Here is a 17,452-nt window from a genome sequence, read left to right as displayed (position 1 = left end):
ACGGCCTCACACGTTGAACAGGAACTCGACCACGTCACCGTCGACGACCTCGTAGTCCTTGCCCTCGGTGCGCACCTTGCCGATGTCCCGGGCAGCCGACCACGAACCTGCGGACAGCAGTTCCTCCGCTCCGATCACCTGGGCGCGGATGAAACCGCGTTCGAAATCGGTGTGGATCACGCCTGCCGCCTGGGGCGCCTTCGATCCGGCCCGGAACGTCCACGCACGGCTCTCCTTCTCACCTGTGGTCAGGAAGGTGCGCAGCCCGAGCATCCGGTAGGTGGTGTGCAGGAACTCCTCCAGCGCGCCCTCGCCCAGGCCCAGGGCCTCGAGCATCTCGACGCGTGATTCGGCATCGAGCATCGCCGCTTCGGCCTCGAGCTGGATGCACAGGCCCATCACTGCATGGCCACCCCGCTCGCCGAATGCCTCGCGAACCGGTGCGAGCACCGGTTCCGGTGCCTCGAGCTGGCCCTCGTCGAGGTTGACCAGGGCCAGCGCCGGCTTGGCGGTGAGCAGGAAATAGCCGGACAGCACCTCCAGCTCCTCGTCGGAGAGATCGCTGCGGTACAGGGGGGTGCCCTCCTGCAGTGCGGCCACCGCGCGGTCCATGGCGTTGACCTCGTCCAGCAGCGACTTGTCGCCGCGGGCGGCCTTGCGCTTCTTGTCGACCTGCCTCTCCAGGCTCTCGAGGTCTGCGTAGACCAGCTCCACCTCGAGGGTCTCGAGCTGCTCGAGCGGGTCGTGGCTTCCCGGCACGTCGTCGTCCTGGAACGCACGCAGCACGAACACGATGGCGTCGACCTCGCGGATGTGTGACAGGAACCGGTTGCCCAGCCCCTCCCCCTGCGCTGCTCCCTTCACGAGTCCGGCGATGTCGACGAACTGCACGGCGGCGTGGATGCGCTCCGCGCTGTCGCTCATGTCGGCCAGCCGCTCGACGCGCTCGTCGGGCACCCTGGCGACGCCGACGTTGGGGTCCACCGTGGCGAATGCATAGGGGGCGGCCAGCGCGCCGCCGCCGGCGAGCGCGTTGTACAGCGAGGACTTGCCTGCGTTGGGCAGGCCCACGAATCCGAAGCGTTCCATCGCCGCCGAGGATAGGGCCGGCCGCTTCAGGGGCTTTCATCGGCTCAGCTCCGCGGCCTGCGGGTCATGGTGGCCATGACCTGTCGGGTCAAGCGCTGCGGATCGGGCCGCATCGACAGCGGACCCCATTGAAATCGGACAGTGTGTCCGACAGAATGTCCGACCATGCTGACCTTCGAGGTGAACGACCCGCGTGACGCCATATTCCTGGACCCCAAGGCGTCCACCGACCCGGTGCGATGGCATGAGATCGCAGCCGAACTCAGGCGGGACGAGCCGGTGTACCGGGTGTCCCATGAGTTGATCAGCCCGTTCTACGCACTGACCCGCCACGAGGACGTGTTCGAGGTGTCGCGGCGCAACGACATCTGGAACAACACCCGCCACTCGGTACTGATGCCCGACATCCAGCAGCAACTGCTCGACGGCATGGGCTTCACGCCCCACACGCTCGTTCACATGGACGGCCACGAGCACACCGAGCACCGCAAGGTGACCAACGACTGGTTCAAGCCGGCCGCGGTCAAGGGCCGACAGGACGCCATCGACGCGATAGCGGACGAGTACGTGGCCAAGCTGGCCGACTTCGGTGGTGAGTGCGACTTCGCCCAGGACATCGCGGTCCCGTACACGCTTCACGTGATCATGGAGATCTTCGGTGTGCCTCGCGAAGACGAGGCGAAGATGCTCGAGCTCACCCAGGGGATGTTCGGCGCCGCAGACCCGGAGTTCATGGGTGACCTGGCCGACCCGTTCCAGGCTGTCGTGGGCACGATCAACGACTTCCAGGCCTACTTCAACGAGCTCTCCGATGAGCGGCGCAAGTGCCCCACCGAAGACCTGGCGACCGTGATCGCGAACGGCCAGGTCGACGGCTGCCCCCTCGGTGAGACCGCCGAACTCTGGTACTACATCATCGTCGCCACCGCCGGACATGACACGACCAGCTACGGCATGTCCGGCGGGCTGGCGGCACTGCTCCAGCACCCCGACCAGGTGGCGAAGCTGCAGGCGGACCCGTCACTGGCACTCAACGCGACCGAGGAGATGATCCGCTGGACCTCGCCGGTACGCCAGTTCCTCCGCTACGCACAGCAGGACACGGAAATCGGCGGGGTGGAGATCAACGAGGGCGAGCGGGTGCTCCTGTCCTACCCGGCGGCAAACCGCGACGAGACGGTTTTCGACAACGCCGCGGAGTTCGACATCACCCGCGACGATGCCGACAAGCTCATCTCGTTCGGAGTGGGCGCCCACTACTGCCTTGGCTCCCAGTTCGCGCGCCGCGAGATCCGCACGATGCTGCCCAAGGTCATGGAGGCCGTCGACTCCGTCGAGCTGGCGGATGAGCCGCGCTACGCAGAGGCCAACTTCGTGGGCGGCGTCAAGCACCTGCCCATCAGCTACACGATGCGCTGAGGCCGGTGGCCGCGAGCACGATCCGGCCGTCCGACGGCTCCGCCCGGCGGGCCGCAGTCGACCGGCGCGTCTTCGCAGCCGTCGAGGTCCTGCTGGCCGCCGGCACCGGCTATCCCGAGCTGAGCGTGGGGACCATCGCCGAGGCGGCCGGGGTGGCCCGGTCGACCTTCTATGTCCACTTCGCCGACAAGACGGAGCTGCTGGTCCGCCTGGCCGAGGAGACGACCGAGGACATCTTCGCCGCGGCGTATGAATGGACCGACCGCGTGCCCGACCCGGCGGATACCGGGGCCCACCGGCTGGCGCTGCGCGACACCTGTGCGCGGATCGTGGCCGACTACCGCCGGCACCGCCACGTGCTCGACGCGGTACAGGCCGCAACCGGCTATGACGGGACCGTGGCGTCCTTCTGGTTCGAGCGGATAGAGGCGTTCGCCCGCCACGCCGCCGACAGGATGCGGATCGCCCAGAAGCTGGGTTTGATCGCAGCGGACGTCGATGTCGACGAGCTGGCACACATGTCGGCCTGGGCGATCGAGCGCACCGTCACCCAGAGCGTCGCCCACCGCGGCCCGGAGCACGACGATGCCCTCGTGGACGCCCTCACAAGGGGGCTGTGGCTGCTCACCTTCGGCGACGCCCCGAGCGGTCGCTGAGCGCCATATCGTCTTGCCATGGGCGACGGCGTCACTGACCCAGCCACACAGGCCGCGGCTGCTGCGCTGCGCAAGGCCGTCTACTACCTCGATCGCGGCCTCGCGCCCGGACAGAAGGTGCGCGCGTTCCGCAATGCGGCCGACATCGTCGCGGGACTCGCACCGGGCGAGCTGCAGCATCGTGTGGAGTCGGGCACCCTCACCGAACTGGCCGGAATCGGGAAGTCCACCGGCTCCGTGATCGCTGATGGAGTCACCGGTGGGCCGTCCGCGTACCTCGCCCGCCTCGAAGAGGAGTCGGCCTGCGAGCCAACGGTCGGCACCGAGCTGCGCAACGCCCTCAAGGCCGACCTGCATTGCCACACCGCCTGGTCCGACGGGGGTGCGTCGGTGCGCGAGATGGCCGAGACGGCCGCCGACCTCGGACACGAGTACATGGCAATCACCGACCACTCGCAGCGGCTCACGGTCGCGCACGGCCTGTCGGTCGAACGCCTGCGCGACCAGCTCGGCGAGATCGACAGGCTTCGTGCCGACCTGGCGCCATTCCGCATCCTCACCGGCATGGAGGTCGACATCCTCGTCGACGGCACGCTCGACCTGCCCGAAGTGGTGCTGGGCGAACTCGACATCGTGGTCGCATCGGTGCATTCCAAGCTCCGCATGGCGGAACCGGAGATGACTCAGCGGATGGTGAGGGCGATCGCCAGCCCCCACGTCGACATCCTCGGGCACTGCACGGGGCGCAAGGTGCTCGGCACGGGGCGACCGCCGTCGGCGTTCGATGCCGAGATCGTGTTCGCCGCATGTTCGCGGTTCGACACCGCGGTCGAGATCAACTGCCGACCCGAGCGCCGCGACCCGCCCGACGAGTTGATCGCGCTGGCCCTCGAGTGGGATTGCCTTTTCTCCATCGACACCGATGCGCATGCGCCCGGCCAGCTCGAGTGGCAGGCCTGGGGGTGCGACAAGGCAACCGAGATGGGAATCCCCGCCGAGTCCGTGGTGAACACGTGGGATGCGGACGCGCTGCTCGAGTGGTCCGCCGCCTTCGCCGCGTGAGGGCCTGCGCGCTAACGTTGCACCCCTATGTCGAAGCGCACCCAGAAGAAGAAGGCCAACGCGCGCCGCAAGAAGGCCAACCACGGCCGCAAGCCCAACCTGGGCCGCAACTCCTGAGCCAGCTGCTCAGCGTCCGTCTCGGGGATTCCCCCGAATCCTGGGCCGCGCTCGGGTTCACCGTCGACGGAGCCAGCGGCTCCGGCACGGTGCTGCTCGCCAACACGCTCGTGGAGCTGACAGGCAGCGGCGCGGGCTTCGAGGGCTGGAGCATCGAGGGACTGGCCGACGAGGCTGATGTGGACGGCCTGGCACTGCTCGGCCCGCCACAGTCGTCCGACCCCGATCCGACACCGCATGCCAACGGCATCGGATCGATCGACCACATCGTGATCAGCACCGGTGACGTGGAGCACACCGTGGGCGTGCTCGAGGCCTTGGGACTCGAGCGACGCGGTGGCCGGTCCACCGACAGCTATGGCTCGCCGATGCGGCAGGTGTTCTTCTGGCTCGGCGACGTGATCCTGGAACTCGTGGGCCCAGACGAGGGCGAGCCAACCACACAGGGGCCGGCCCGGTTCTTCGGCCTGGCACTGGTGAGCGAGGACCTCGATGCCACAGCCGAGACCATGGGTGAGCTGTGCAGCACACCCAGGGACGCAGTCCAGCCGGGCCGCCGGATCGCCGGGATCCGCGGCAGGCAAACCGGCGTATCAGCGCCTCTGGCAGTCATGAGCCCCCACCCCACCGGCGGTGAACCGCGGCCCTGACGTTGGGAAGATCTGCCCGAGGGGGTTGCTTTTGGCCGGTTACCCGCCGGTAACATACGGGTCATGAGCGACTACCGACCGCCCGTGAAGGACCTGAAATACGCGCTGGAGCACTTCGGCCGCCTCGAAGAGCTGACTGCGCACGAGCGCTACGGGCACGTAGACCCCGAGACGCTCGAAGCCGTCATCGACGAGCACAGCCGCTTCATGGCCGAGGTCTGGGCGCCCACCGACCGCGACGGCGACACCGAAGGGCTCACGTGGACCCCCGAAGGCGTGACCACGCCCGAGTCGTTCAAGCCTGCGTGGGACAAGTTCGTGGAGGGTGGTTGGCAGGGCTTCAACCTCGAACCGGAGTACGGCGGCATGGGGTTCCCGGCCTCGGTGTTCAGCGTCGGCTCCGAGGTGTCCTCCGGCTCCAATGCCGCGTTCGCGATGCTCCCCGGCCTCACGACCGGTGCATGCGAACTGCTCGAGGCATGGGGAACCGAGGAACAGAAGGAGGTCTACCTGACGAAGATGGTCCGCGGCCAGTGGTCGGGCACGATGAACCTGACCGAACCGCACGCCGGGTCCGACGTGGGCCTTTCGAGCACCAAGGCCGTCCCGGTCGGCGATGGCAGCTTCCGCATCACGGGCACGAAGATCTTCATCTCCTTCGGTGACAACGACCTCGTGAAGAACATCGTGCACCTCGTCCTTGCCCGCACGCCCGACGCTCCCCCGGGAACCAAGGGCATCTCGCTGTTCCTGGTACCCAAGTTCCTCCCCGACGCCGACGGCAACCCCGCGGAGCCCAACGACGTCAGTTGCGTGTCCATCGAGGAGAAGATGGGCATCCACTCCTCCCCCACGTGCGTGATGAGCTTCGGCGACGATGACGGCGCCATCGGTTGGCTCATCGGCGAGGAGAACCAGGGCATGCGCGCGATGTTCACCATGATGAACGCAGCGCGCCTCGCGGTCGCGGTACAGGCCACCGGCATCGCAGATGCCGGATACCAGAAGGCCGTCGACTATGCATCCGAGCGCACCCAGGGCAGCGAGATCGGTGGCGACACCCCCGGCCCGGTGCCGATCGTGGTGCACCCTGACGTGCGGCGCATGCTGCTCGAGATGAAGTCGTCCATCGAGGCGATGCGCAACCTCTCGGTGCACACGGCCTCGTGCCTGGACCTGTCGAAGGTGAGCGAGGGCGAAGAGTCAGACCGGCATCGCGAGTCCGTGGAGCTGCTGACCCCTGTAGCCAAGTCGTGGTGCAGCGACACCGGGTTGCGGGTCAACTCGCTGGCCGTCCAGGTATACGGCGGCATGGGATACATAGAGGAGTCCGGTGTGTCCCAGCACTTCCGCGACCAGCGCATCACCGCGATCTACGAAGGCACCAACGGCATTCAGGCGATGGACCTCGTGGGCCGCAAGATCGGGCTCCGGATGGGCGGCGCCTTCGCCGACCTCATGGCCGAGATGCGCGGGGTCCTGGTAGAGCTCGGCAAGGTCGAGGAGCTGTCGGACACCGAGCGGGAGCTCGAAGCCGCGCTCGATCGACTCCAGGACACGACCGACTGGATCATGGAGAACGGCCTGGCCGACCCGCGTGACGCCCTTGCCGGCGCCACGCCGTACCTGGAGATGTTCGGCCTCACAGCCGGCGGCTGGACCATGGCCCGCCAGGCGGTGGCGGCCGTCGACCAACTCGACGAGGAAGGTGCCGACACCGCCTACCTGCAGGCCAAGGTCACCACGGCACGGTTCTTCTGTGAGCAGCTGCTCCCCAAGGTGCATTCGCTGGCCGCAGCTGTCACAGCCGGCCACCAGATCCTCTTCGACATCGACGTCGAAGCCCTCCCCTCGGTCTGACCAACCCGGCGCAGCATGTAGGTTGCGGGCGTGCTCGACCACGTCTTCACCGACGCCATAGGCGCACTGCGCGATGCGCTCGAGCGCGCACTGTTGGAACGCCAGGCCTTCGAGGAGCGGCTGCAGGCCGACGTGCTGCTCGGTGACCTCACATGGGAGACCAGCTACGGCCTGCCGGGCGAGGGCACGCCTCCACGGGTGCGAGCGGACCTCACGCTCGACTGGCCCACCTGGTCACAAGCCGCCTACCGGTCTTGGTACATCGACGAGGAACTCACGGAGCTGCCCCGCATCGACATCGAAGTGGTGCTGCGCATCCAGCGGCTCGTGAAGTCACCCGAACCAAAGGACGTGCTGGAGGCGATTCCCGTCGAAAGCCCCGACATCTCCGGTGAGCGGCTCCACCGCTCCGGGCCGACCGTGGAGACCGTGCACAACACCGGGCTCACCGAGAGCGAGCATGCATTCGAGGTCTCCTACGAGGGCAGCTACGAGCTGGCCGAGGCCGCCCTCGCCGACGGGTCGATCCTCGATGACCACTTCAGCGCCATCGGGGGATGGATCTCGTCCACACTCGTGAAGCTCGGGGACCTGCCCCTGGAGTTCCTTCCACCGACCGAGGTGAACGACTGACATGTCCGAGATCCTGCTGTCCGATTCGCGTGACGGAGTCGCGACCGTCACGCTCAACCGACCCGGTGCCCGCAATGCCCTTGACGCAGCCCTGCGCGCCGAGCTGCACACCGCGATGGCAGACCTGGAGGCCGACCCCACCGTCGCAGCAGTCGTGCTCACCGGGTCTGACCCTGCGTTCTGCGCCGGGCTCGACCTGAAGGAACTCGCCGGTGACCCATCGGCGTTGTCAGGCGGCCGCGACCAGGGCTTCGAGCTCCGCAGGCCGATCCCCACGATGCAGACCCCGGTGATCGGCGCAATCAATGGCGTCGCCATCACCGGCGGATTCGAACTGGCGCTCGCGTGTGACTTCCTGGTCGCTTCCGAACACGCCCGCTTCGCCGACACCCACGCGAGGGTTGGCATCATGCCGGGTTGGGGACTCACCGTGAACCTCGCCGAGGCCGTGGGTGTGCGGCGGGCCAAGGAGCTGTCCGCCACCGGAAACTTCCTCGACGCCACGACGGCGTGCGAGTGGGGTCTGGTCAACCACGTCGTGCCCCACGAGGAGCTGATGGCGGCCGCAACGCGGCTGGCCAGGGATGTGGCCGAGGCCGAGCCGGCCGCAGTCCAGCACGTGCTGGCGACATACGACGCGGCGGCGGACTGCACGAGGGCGGAGGCGTTCCAGATGGAGGCGCGGCGCAGCGGCGAGTGGCTCACCTCGCGCGGAGGTGGTGACCTCGACGCGGCACGCAAGGCCGTTACCGAGCGGGGTCGACGCCAGGTGTGATCCCCCGGCCTCGCGACGTGGCGGCACGGAGCTGCTCGAGCTGCGATTCGGTGCCGATGGCGATCAGTATCTGACCACCCTCGAGCGGCGTATCGCTGGCCGGGTTGGTGGTGAACGAGCCGTCCCGGTTCCGCATGGCCAGTACGAGCGCTCCCGTGCTGGCGCGCAGGTGGGCGCCGCCGAGTGTGTGCCCGACGAGCGGTGACCCCTCCGGCAGTTCCACCTCGGCCAACTGGAACTCGATGCCGCCCTCGTGCATCACCACGTCCACGAACTCCGACACGTGCGGCTGGGCGACCAGGGCTGCCATGCGTGACCCGCCCAACTCGTGAGGGTTGACCACGCGGTCGGCGCCGGCGCGCAGCATCTTCTCGGCTGTCGACTCCGCGCGGGCGCGGGCCAGGATGAACGTGTCCGGGTTGGCCGCGCGGGCCGAGAGCACGACGAACAGGTTGTCGGCGTCGGTGGCCAGAGCCGCGATCAGCGTGCCGCAGCGCTGCAAGCCCGCAGTGGTCAGCGCTGCGTCGTCAGTGGCATTGCCCAGGACGTGGGGGTACGGACATGTGGCCAGCTTGGCCGCGTCGCTGTCGATGACGACCAGGTCGGCGGTTGCACTGAGGTGATCCGCGAAGGACTGACCGACCCTCCCCCATCCGCACAGCACGATGTGGCCCGACATCTGGGCGATTGACTTGTCCATTCGACGCCTCCCGAATGTCTTTTGCAGGTGTCCCTCGACGATGAACTCGACCACCTGACCGACCGAGAACACCATCGCGGCGAACCCGAGGAAGATGATCACGATCGTGAACCACTTCTCTGCGCTGCCGAACTGCTCGACCTCGGTGAAACCGACCGTCGAGATGGTGATCACGGTCTGGTAGACCGAGTTGACCAGCCCGAAACCGAGCAGCAGGTAGCCGACCAGGCCCAGCACGAGCACTCCTGCAACAAGCAGGAGTGAGATCCAGAGTCGGCGCAGTGGCGTCACGCCAGGCGAGCCCTCACCGATGCAACGGTCGCCTCGAGGTCGCGGCGCAGGGCGCCTTCATCGGTGACCATGTCGGCGCTGACGTAGTCCGCCAGCGGCAGCATGAGCGAGACGCTGGCGATCGAAGCCCCGCCGTACTCTGCAGCGCGCACGGTGATCTCGCCATGTTCTCCGGTACCCGCGTCCATGGAGCCCGCGTAGGTGGTTGACGTGCATGACACATCGAGGTCGACATGACCGTCGCGCACTGCCATGTCCGCCCCGGTGACCCGACCGACCGAGACCTCGACGGTGGTGTTGTCAGCCGCGCGGAACGACATGTCGTGGCGGTCGCCAGTGTCGTCGCGGTTGACGGCTTCGAAGCCCTGGGCGGCAGCAGCCGCCGCAACTGCACCGGTGATGGCCTGGTCCACCGAGTCGACGATGGCGGCCGCGTCGGCGCGGGCACGGCTGCGGCGGATCAGCTCGGCGAAGGCCGTGCCGTGCACCGGGTCCAGGCCTTCGGCGGCGCCGGAGGCCCGGTAGCCCACCTGGGGACCGGTGTCGACCGCGACGAAGTCGGCAGGAGTCACCTCGACCGCCGGCACCTCGATCGCGCCTTCGGTGCCGAACGGCTCGGTGGTGGTGGCGCCCACTCCGAACACGCCGGCGTCCTCGCCGGCAACATCGGCGGCAACCGTCTCACCTGCGAGCTGCACCGCGTCCTGACCCTCGGCGGGGTTGGGGGCGAAGCTCGACGGAGCATCCTCTGAGGTGACGGCCCCGAAAGCTGCGGGCGAGGGATCCGGTGAGATGTCGGGCTGCGCACTGACGGTCTCCTCGGCCTGGTACGCGCCTGTGGAGTAGTCCTGGCCAGGCGAAGCCGCAGCAGGGTATCCGCCTCCCGACTGGCCATAGCCGTACTCGTAGCTCTCGTACTGCCCGGCCGGCGGCGCAGCGGGCGCGGGCTCCGCCGGGGCCGGCGCCTCGACCGGGGGCGCGAATGCCGTCGGTTCGGGTTCCGGAGCCGGAGCCGGGTTGCGTCGCCGCTCGATTTCGGCGGCGATGCCGGCGTGGCCGGACATGGTGGTCCAGTCGGCCATGCCCGGCCACCACACCGGCGTGTTGTCGTTGAGACGCCCTGCGACCACCTCGCTGATCAGGAGTTCGAGCGTGTAGGGACCGCGCTGGTCATCTGGGCCGACCACCACGTAGGCCTGAGGCTGGTCGAGTGCTGGCAGATCTGTCATGCCTTGAGCCTGCCACAGCAGCGGCCCGCCTGTAACCTCCGGCCGATGGAGGACCAGCTCGACGCCCAACAGCGCGAGTTCCGGCAGCTGATCAGGGACTTCACGGACCGCGAGGTTCGCCCGGTTGCCCGAGAGATGGAACAGTCGGGCACCTACCCGACCGAGATAGTCGAGAAGATGGCCGCCATGGGCCTGTTCGGCCTCACGGTGCCCACCGAGTGGGGAGGCCTCGGCGTCGACACCGTCACCCTCGCCCTGGTGTTCGAGGAGCTGTCGAGAGGCTGGATGGGGATCGCCGGCATGATCGGCAGCCACGGCATGGCGTGCAAGCTCATCGCGGTCCACGGCACCGAGGAACAGAAGGCGCGCCACCTGCGATCACTGGCATCCGGCGAGAGGCGATCCGGCCTGGCGCTGACAGAGCCCGACGCCGGCTCGGACCTGCAGGGCATCAAGACCCGAGCGGTGCGCGACGGCGATGAGTACGTGGTGAGTGGCACGAAGACCTGGATCACCAACGCACGCCACGCCGACCCGCTGCCGCTGCTGGTGAAGACCGATCCGGACGCATCACCGTCGCACCGGGGCATGTCGATCCTGCTCGTGTCCGCCGACACTTCCGGGATGACGATCACAAGGGATCTCGGCAAGCTCGGCTACAAGGGCCCGGAGACCTGCGAGGTCGTGTTCGACGAGGCCCGGGTGCCGGTCGGTGACCTGCTGGGGGGCGTCGAGGGGACAGGGATGTCCCAGGCCATATCCGGACTGCAGACCGGCCGGGTCAACATCGCGGCCCGGGCGGTCGGCGTTGCGCACCGGGCGCTGGAGGAAGCCCTGTCCTACTCCGGTGATCGGGAGGCCTTCGGTCGCCCGATCGGAGAATTCCAGGCCGTGCAGCTCAAGCTCGCCGACATGGCCACCAAGGTGCAGGCCGCGCGTTCGCTCACCTGGTGGGCGGCCCGCAGGCTCGACAGCGGTCACGACGCCGCCACCGAGTCTGCAATGGCCAAGCTCTTCGCCTCGGAAGTGGCGCTGGAAGCAAGCCTCGAGAGCATGCGGGTCCACGGCGGATACGGCTACTCCACCGAGTTCGAGGTGGAGCGGCTGTACAGGGATGCGCCACTCATGGCGATCGGCGAGGGTACCAACGACATCCTTCGCACCGTGATCGCCAAGGGGCTGCGCTCACAAGGGATCCCGTGACGGTTGCGGGCCTGAGCGCTCCCGCGCGCTGCGGCTACAGCCCCCAGAACTCGGTGATCTTGTCGACAGCCACGTAATTGGGCGAGTTCTCTTCACCGGGCCACTGGTGCCCGAAACCCTCCAGCACGTCGAACCGCACGCTCGTGCCACCCTCGCAGCCACCGTCCTGGAACGACATCACGCCGTTGACCTCGAAGCCCTTGGGGTCGTCGCACCCCGCCGCTGCGGCCATGTCGAGAAGCGACTGCTCCACCGACGGCACCTCGGGCACGTTGGTGAGGCTCGACTCACCACCGAGCACCGGTACCACCGGGTCGTCTCGACCGGACACCTGCAGGAAGTCGACCGAGCCGTCTGGCTCGCAATCCGAGAAGTTGGTGCCGGCAACCGACGCCGCCCCTGCGAGCAGGCCGGGGGCGAGGCAGGCATACAGGAACGTGAACATCCCGCCGTTGGAGAAGCCGGCCATGTAGATGCGCTCGGGATCCACGTTCTCCTCGGCGACCATCTGGTTGATCAGCGCGTCGATGAACGCCACGTCGTTGACGTTGTCGCCGACGGCAGCCCCGCAGCAACGTCCGGCGTTCCATGATTCATCGAACCCCTGGGGAAACGCGGCCACGAATCCCCGGTCGCGCGCGGCTCGCGGCCACTCGGTCTCCTGGGCAAAGGACAGGCCGTTGCCTCCGAGGCCGTGCAGCACAACCACCAGCGGCAGCTTCTCGACGGGATCGTCACGGTGCCCCTTGGGGGCCACGACGACGGCGTCGCGTCCGTGCTGGCCATCGATCTCGACGATGCCCACGTCCACACCGTCGACGCCCACATCCGTGCCGAACCAGCTGCAGGAGCCCGCGACCAGCGCGACGAACAGCACGGTGGCTGAGGCGGTGAGGCACCTGCGCATGGGCCGAGGGTAGGGACCGCGCCGTTCACGCCCAAACGCCAGCCCTTGCATCGCCACAGGTTGGCTCAGGCGGAGAGCTGGATGCGGATGCCGCCCGGCGTGGTCGCCGCCATTGCAGCGCCGGCGGCCTCGACGGAGCAGCCGGCATGCGCGAGCGACTCCGCCACGGCCGACGGGTCGGCCACCCGGTACCGCAGTGCCCACAGGCCACCCGCGAGGTGGTCGGAAGCCACGGATTCACCGGGGTCCTCGCTGAACTCGAGCAACTCCAGTCGCAGCGGGTCCACCGCTTCGCCGGAGAGCATCGTCATGCGGATGGGTACCGGTGACCGGGGCAGGTCCAGGTATGTCGACACCTCGGGCTCGGTGAACGCCAGGTCCATGCCCTTGGTGAGGCCGACGCCCGACAGCAGCGCTGCCTCATCGTCCATCGAGTCGACCGACCACACCACCGAATGGCCTTCGGAGAACAGCCGGCCGTCATCGGCGTCGAGCAGCGACCCCCGACGGTGGGTGGACTCCACCAGCACGACCGCCAGGCCGTCGGGCCCGGTGACCAGGCACTGGCGCATCGTGACGGGGCCCACAGCAAGAGTGCCGACCGGGCCATGCGCCAGGCCGGTGAACCGCAGGTGTTCGAGCGCGTCGTCCATCGAGGAGGTGTAGATGTCGAACGCACGCGGGCGCCGCTCGAAGTCAGCCGGAGCGTTGCCCGGTTCGTCGCAGTCGACCACCCACACGCGTGAATGGTCGGTGCCGTCGGTGCCGAGTTCGACCTCGGTGGTGGCACGATCCAGCCCATACAGACCCGACGCGGTGTCGGCGTCGACGGCGTGGCGGGCCACCTCCGCCAGCCCGAACGCGCCAAGGAAGGCGATCACGGCATCGGGATCGGTTGCGCCGACGACCAGGCCGGCCGCCGAGACGTCGAGTGTGCCGCTCACGGGTGCGTTCGGGTCAGGAGGGCTCGAAGGTGAGCTCGCCGAACAGGAAGTACGAGGTCTGGTCACCGTCCAGCACACGCCACACGGCAGACATCGTGTGGTTGTCGTCGATGATGAACTCGCGGCCTGCGACCTTCAGCGCCGTGCCGTGCACGTGCTGGGAGGTGTAGAGCGCCCGCCCATAGGCAGTTGCGTTGCCCCACACATCGGGCCCGTCGTAGGTGTGCAGGTTGCCGTTGCGGTAGCGGTCGAAGCTCCACTCGTGCTCCAGCAGGCCGCTTATCTGCACGTTCTGGCGGGCTCGCAGCAGCGTCGTGGGTTCGTGCTCGATGCGCACATCGACCTCGCCTGCGGGCTTCTGGTCGCCGTCATAGGCGTGCATGCGGCCCATCCAGGCTCCCTTGGTCTTGGCCGGGAGCGTATGGGGCGTCTTGCCGTTGACCCGCTCGGAGGCGCACCAGGCGTCGATGCGCTCCTTGGTCTCCGCGTTGGTCTCGTAGTCGAAGGCCACCTTGTAGATGCCGTTGAACACGCACATGATCTTCGGGCCCTCGTAGAGCAGCGACGAGTACACCTGGGTCTCGCCGTCGTCGAGGATGTGCACCATCGTGCGCAGATCGGCCTGCCACGCCGGTGAGTAGTAGTGGGCATCGACCAGGGCGCCGTAGGGCTGGCCCGCACCGTAGAAATCGGGACCCATGTAGATGCGGTCCTCGTCGGAGTCCTTCACGCCGAACGCGAACTCCACGACCTCGAGGCGTGGCCGCAGCGGGCCGATGCCGTCGAAGAGGGTGTTCATGAAGTAGGTCGTGTCGCCGTCCTCGAAGACGGACGACCGGTTGACCTTGATGTAGCCGGTGTGGTTGCCCTCGGAGTCCCACACCGAGGGGTTGCCGTACCACTCGCCCTCGATGCGCTCCTGCCAGTCAGAGGAGGTGTCGCTCGTCTCTTCGCTCATCCGTTTTCCCTTCCGGCGTCGCGAACCGATTCGCGAAGTGTTGTTGCCTGGTCCTGGCCGAGGAGCCGGGCAATGATGTCCCACACCGGGTCGACCTCGGTGCTGAAGATCGTGTCGCGGCTCTCGGCGTCGCGCTGCGCGATCCGTGCGCCGTCCCAGTCGTTCGTGACGCTGTCGGGCACGCCGGCCTCGACGAGGCCGAACCAGTGGTTGCGGTACTCGGCGACGATGTCGCCCACTTCCTCGAACGCCTCGGGCGTTGCGCGGTTGGCCATCATCCAGCTCGACATGACCTGCCACTGGAGCGGCTGCAGGTCGGCCGGTGTCACGCCATCGATCGCCAGACCGCGGGCGCGGGCGTCGCTCAGCGGCACGTAGACGTGCTCGAGGTAGCGCGGGTTGACCCCGGGGTCGAGCCGCGGGTTGAGGTCGAGGTGGAATGCGAGCACGTCGCCACCGCCCGCCTCGGGCGGGAGCTTGGTCTGCACGGAGTCGAGCGTGAAGTGCGGCACCGGGCTCTCGGCCGGGGTGAACGCGTAGATCATGTGCGAGTCGAGGCCGATCATCGGCACCACGATGCCCACGTAGACCATCGTGGCCACGCCGTCGCGCTCCCAGCGGCGCAGTTCGCCGACCGGATCCGGCGACATCTCACTGGTGAGCGTCATGGCCGGCCCACCGTCGTCGGCGCGCACCTCGGTGAGGTCGAGCTGGGCGGCGATGGTGTTCATGTTGTGGTCACACAGTGCGTGCGACGGGCGGTCAGCCATTGGCGGGCTCCTCGGTACTCGAATCGGGCCGGTCCGCCGCACCTTCGTCTATCTCGTCGGGCGGTGTCTCCGAATCGTCGGCGCCCGGCTTGTGCTTGCCGGCGGCGAGCTGGCGGGCCCGGATGGCCGCGTGTGACTCGACCTCCTTGAGCACCCATGCATTCTCGAGGTCCGGGTGTTCCTTGCGTGCAGGTGACGGGATGACGGTGTACTTGCGCTTGTCGTCCGTGGTGACGATCTGGTGGGGCTGGATGCCCCAACCGCGGTCATACGCGTTGGCCCGCCACCGGCGAAAGGCCAGCGACACCTGGTCGGACTTCACGTTGAGCTCACTGGCGATGTCGAAGGGAACCAGCTCGGGGGTCTGCGCCTCCACGGTCGCCTGGTCCTCATAGAAGATCTTCATCGTGCGGCGGTAGGTGTCGGCGTCGGCGCGCAGCAGGCTGATCTGCCAGGGCTTGGTGAAGAAGTTGCGGCCGGTGATCCAGCGTGACGCAGTGGTGTTCTCGTCGATGGGCACGTGCGCGGTCCAGATCTTCATGCTCCCGAGCGGCAGCTTGACCTCGAGCATCGAGACGTTGGGGAACATGATGCGCACCGACGAGTTGACCGGCGGCTTGTCCTTGCCCCGGTTGATCAAGCTCCAGAGTCCCTTTGACGGTGGCGCGACGAGGTCGACGGTGGCCTCGATCATTCGCAGGTACTCGCCGTCGTCGCTCCAGGTCTCCACGATCTCGTGCTCGGGCACCTCGGGACTGTCGGGGTTGCCGAAACTGCCGGCGTGCACGAAGGGCGCGTGGGCAATGTCGGCGCCGTTCTCGATGACCCGCTCGATGTTGGCGTTCCACACGAACTCGCCCTCGACCATGCGGTAGCCGTCGGCGGTTGCGTCAGGGGTCTCCTCGAGACCGGGCAGCTCGGGCATCGGGGGCCGCTCGTCCTCGGACAGGTCGCCGAGGAATGCCCAGATGAAGCCGTAGCGCTCGACCGACGGGTAGGTGTCGGTGCGGGCCTTCCTGGGGATGGCCACATCGGAGCTGGCGGCCGGGATGCGCACACAGGCGCCGGCGTCGTCGAACTGCCACCCGTGATATGGGCAGACAACGCAGTTGTGGCCGTTGACGCCCTTTTGCACCCATCCGCCGGCGAGCGAGCCGCCGCGGTGAACGCACAGGTCCGACTGCACCACCGGCTTGCCGCGGTCGTCGCGCCAGACGACGAGGTTCTCCTCCATGATCCGGACCTTGACCGGCTGGTCGCCGACCTTCGATCCGTGCTGGATTGCGTACCAGAAGTTCTTGAACATGCTCAGCTCCCGGGTCGATCGAGCTGGCGCTCGGCACCCCACAGGGCGCCGACCAGCCTCGCTGTCAGTTCCTCTCCGTAGTACCGCTCACCGACGACGTTGGCGGGGTCGGTCTCGGCGATCAGGCGCCGCACGTGCAGGTCGCGCTCGGCAAGGGCTTCGCGCTTGTCTGCCGGGACGGCGTCAGCCGCGTCGACCATGGCGAGCCAGTCGGTGACCCGCTGCTCGGCAAGGCGGGCGATCTGGTCGATGCGCACGGCACGCTGCTCGCCCTCATCGGCATCGGTGCAGACGAAGCAGTAGCCGGTCTCTGAGACCTGCTGGCGCACGACGAGCGTGCGGCTGGTGAAGTACGACAGCCCCTCGTCGGCCTTCAGGTCGAGGAACCGTTCGTTGGTGGGTTCGTAGTACTTCTGCAGGTAGTCGTAGTCGACGCCCATGTCCACCCGCGGCATGTAGTCCTGGTAGAACCACAGCGTCGGTAGCGTGCCCCAGGCGAAGCCGAGGTGGGGCACGTCGATGTCGGGGCCGAGCCAGCAAGTGAGGTGCATGTTGGTGAACCCGGTGCCGGGATCGCCCATCCATGAGTGGATCATCCAGTCCATCTTCGGCCCGGAGTAGGCGTTGAGGACGCCGCGCCAGCCGTCATCGGGGCCGTAGGTCTCCAGGTCCGCGTAGCCGGGATCCACTTCGAGCTCGAAGTGGTCGCGGATCCTGTCTGCCTGGGCCGACATGATCGACCACAGCGCGTCGAACGTGGCCTGGTTGTCTACCTCACCCGACTCGTCGAGGATGTTGACGACGGTGTTGAGCGTGTCCCCCATGTGCGCCTCCGCAGCGTGCTGGCGAGCCACCGTTCCGCTTGTCGGAACGATGTTTCCGT

The 17,452-nt window shown here is 67.7% G+C and carries 17 protein-coding genes; 8 read left to right on the top strand and 9 right to left on the bottom strand.

Features of this window, described 5'->3' with window-relative positions; genetic code table 11:
* Positions 1–6: 6 nt before the first annotated feature.
* A complete protein-coding gene (gene ychF / locus GY812_09035) occupies positions 7–1,089 on the bottom strand; it encodes a redox-regulated ATPase YchF (GenBank protein ID MCP4435622.1) in 1,083 nt (360 codons plus the stop codon).
* Between the two features lie 165 nt (positions 1,090–1,254).
* Here ychF and GY812_09030 point away from each other — a divergent pair, with 165 nt between their 5' ends.
* From GY812_09030 to GY812_09000, 7 genes are all read left to right on the top strand, one after another.
* Positions 1,255–2,508, top strand: coding sequence for a cytochrome P450 (locus tag GY812_09030; GenBank protein ID MCP4435621.1), 1,254 nt, complete (start codon positions 1,255–1,257; stop codon positions 2,506–2,508).
* Positions 2,509–2,513: 5 nt separating this feature from the next.
* Positions 2,514–3,164: a TetR/AcrR family transcriptional regulator gene (locus GY812_09025; GenBank protein ID MCP4435620.1), complete on the top strand. Its 651-nt coding sequence runs from the start codon at positions 2,514–2,516 to the stop codon at positions 3,162–3,164.
* Between the two features lie 18 nt (positions 3,165–3,182).
* The gene (locus GY812_09020; GenBank protein ID MCP4435619.1) at positions 3,183–4,226 is read left to right on the top strand and encodes a PHP domain-containing protein; all 1,044 of its coding nucleotides are present in this window, start codon (positions 3,183–3,185) and stop codon (positions 4,224–4,226) included.
* 206 nt (positions 4,227–4,432) lie between these two features.
* Positions 4,433–4,993 carry a VOC family protein gene (locus tag GY812_09015; protein MCP4435618.1) on the top strand — a complete coding sequence of 187 codons (561 nt, stop codon included), beginning with the start codon at positions 4,433–4,435 and terminating at the stop codon, positions 4,991–4,993.
* 63 nt (positions 4,994–5,056) lie between these two features.
* On the top strand, positions 5,057–6,853 hold the full coding sequence (locus tag GY812_09010; GenBank protein ID MCP4435617.1) for an acyl-CoA dehydrogenase: 1,797 nt from the start codon (positions 5,057–5,059) through the stop codon (positions 6,851–6,853).
* Positions 6,854–6,883: 30 nt separating this feature from the next.
* A complete protein-coding gene (locus tag GY812_09005) occupies positions 6,884–7,486 on the top strand; it encodes a hypothetical protein (protein MCP4435616.1) in 603 nt (200 codons plus the stop codon).
* Position 7,487: 1 nt separating this feature from the next.
* Positions 7,488–8,261, top strand: coding sequence for an enoyl-CoA hydratase (locus GY812_09000; GenBank protein ID MCP4435615.1), 774 nt, complete (start codon positions 7,488–7,490; stop codon positions 8,259–8,261).
* On the opposite strand, the gene GY812_08995 is transcribed toward GY812_09000, so the two are convergent.
* Both GY812_08995 and GY812_08990 read right to left on the bottom strand, forming a co-directional pair.
* A complete protein-coding gene (locus tag GY812_08995; GenBank protein ID MCP4435614.1) occupies positions 8,233–9,252 on the bottom strand; it encodes a potassium channel protein in 1,020 nt (339 codons plus the stop codon). The two genes, GY812_09000 and GY812_08995, sit on opposite strands and share 29 nt — an antisense overlap.
* Positions 9,249–10,481 (bottom strand): DUF4339 domain-containing protein, encoded by a 1,233-nt coding sequence (locus GY812_08990; protein ID MCP4435613.1) that lies wholly within the window; start codon positions 10,479–10,481, stop codon positions 9,249–9,251. The genes GY812_08995 and GY812_08990 overlap by 4 nt, the downstream gene beginning before the upstream one ends.
* A 45-nt stretch (positions 10,482–10,526) precedes the next feature.
* On the opposite strand from GY812_08990, the gene GY812_08985 reads away from it, so the two are divergent.
* A complete protein-coding gene (locus GY812_08985) occupies positions 10,527–11,684 on the top strand; it encodes an acyl-CoA dehydrogenase (GenBank protein MCP4435612.1) in 1,158 nt (385 codons plus the stop codon).
* A gap of 34 nt (positions 11,685–11,718) precedes the next feature.
* Here the strand turns inward: GY812_08985 and GY812_08980 are convergent, their stop codons facing one another.
* The 6 genes from GY812_08980 to GY812_08955 form a co-directional block, all read right to left on the bottom strand.
* Complete coding sequence (locus GY812_08980) at positions 11,719–12,591, bottom strand: alpha/beta fold hydrolase (protein MCP4435611.1); 873 nt, start codon at positions 12,589–12,591, stop codon at positions 11,719–11,721.
* A gap of 65 nt (positions 12,592–12,656) precedes the next feature.
* A complete protein-coding gene (locus tag GY812_08975; protein ID MCP4435610.1) occupies positions 12,657–13,535 on the bottom strand; it encodes a hypothetical protein in 879 nt (292 codons plus the stop codon).
* Positions 13,536–13,548: 13 nt separating this feature from the next.
* Entirely contained in the window at positions 13,549–14,493 is a 945-nt protein-coding gene (locus GY812_08970; protein ID MCP4435609.1) for a hypothetical protein, read from the bottom strand.
* Positions 14,490–15,263 (bottom strand): hypothetical protein, encoded by a 774-nt coding sequence (locus tag GY812_08965; protein MCP4435608.1) that lies wholly within the window; start codon positions 15,261–15,263, stop codon positions 14,490–14,492. The genes GY812_08970 and GY812_08965 overlap by 4 nt, the downstream gene beginning before the upstream one ends.
* Positions 15,256–16,569, bottom strand: coding sequence for an aromatic ring-hydroxylating dioxygenase subunit alpha (locus GY812_08960; protein MCP4435607.1), 1,314 nt, complete (start codon positions 16,567–16,569; stop codon positions 15,256–15,258). The genes GY812_08965 and GY812_08960 overlap by 8 nt, the downstream gene beginning before the upstream one ends.
* A 2-nt stretch (positions 16,570–16,571) precedes the next feature.
* Entirely contained in the window at positions 16,572–17,393 is an 822-nt protein-coding gene (locus GY812_08955) for an oxidoreductase (protein ID MCP4435606.1), read from the bottom strand.
* Positions 17,394–17,452 lie beyond the last annotated feature (59 nt).

The organism is Actinomycetes bacterium (genome assembly GCA_024222295.1).
In the GTDB taxonomy this organism is placed as follows: Bacteria; Actinomycetota; Acidimicrobiia; order Acidimicrobiales; family Microtrichaceae; genus JAAEPF01.
Note: the sequence above shows the minus strand (reverse complement) of the source record. Positions and strands in the feature narration are given on the sequence as shown.

What these genes read in the sequence shown, in the direction of transcription:
- GY812_08990 (MCP4435613.1), bottom strand. Translation starts at nt 10,481, where the DNA reads ATGACAGATCTGCCAGCACTCGACCAGCCTCAGGCCTACGTGGTGGTC.
- GY812_09000 (MCP4435615.1), top strand. Translation starts at nt 7,488, where the DNA reads ATGTCCGAGATCCTGCTGTCCGATTCGCGTGACGGAGTCGCGACCGTC.
- GY812_08960 (MCP4435607.1), bottom strand. Translation starts at nt 16,569, where the DNA reads ATGTTCAAGAACTTCTGGTACGCAATCCAGCACGGATCGAAGGTCGGC.
- GY812_08965 (MCP4435608.1), bottom strand. Translation starts at nt 15,263, where the DNA reads ATGGCTGACCGCCCGTCGCACGCACTGTGTGACCACAACATGAACACC.
- GY812_08985 (MCP4435612.1), top strand. Translation starts at nt 10,527, where the DNA reads ATGGAGGACCAGCTCGACGCCCAACAGCGCGAGTTCCGGCAGCTGATC.
- GY812_09020 (MCP4435619.1), top strand. Translation starts at nt 3,183, where the DNA reads ATGGGCGACGGCGTCACTGACCCAGCCACACAGGCCGCGGCTGCTGCG.
- ychF (MCP4435622.1), bottom strand. Translation starts at nt 1,089, where the DNA reads ATGGAACGCTTCGGATTCGTGGGCCTGCCCAACGCAGGCAAGTCCTCG.
- GY812_09010 (MCP4435617.1), top strand. Translation starts at nt 5,057, where the DNA reads ATGAGCGACTACCGACCGCCCGTGAAGGACCTGAAATACGCGCTGGAG.
- GY812_09030 (MCP4435621.1), top strand. Translation starts at nt 1,255, where the DNA reads ATGCTGACCTTCGAGGTGAACGACCCGCGTGACGCCATATTCCTGGAC.
- GY812_08970 (MCP4435609.1), bottom strand. Translation starts at nt 14,493, where the DNA reads ATGAGCGAAGAGACGAGCGACACCTCCTCTGACTGGCAGGAGCGCATC.
- GY812_08980 (MCP4435611.1), bottom strand. Translation starts at nt 12,591, where the DNA reads ATGCGCAGGTGCCTCACCGCCTCAGCCACCGTGCTGTTCGTCGCGCTG.
- GY812_08955 (MCP4435606.1), bottom strand. Translation starts at nt 17,393, where the DNA reads ATGGGGGACACGCTCAACACCGTCGTCAACATCCTCGACGAGTCGGGT.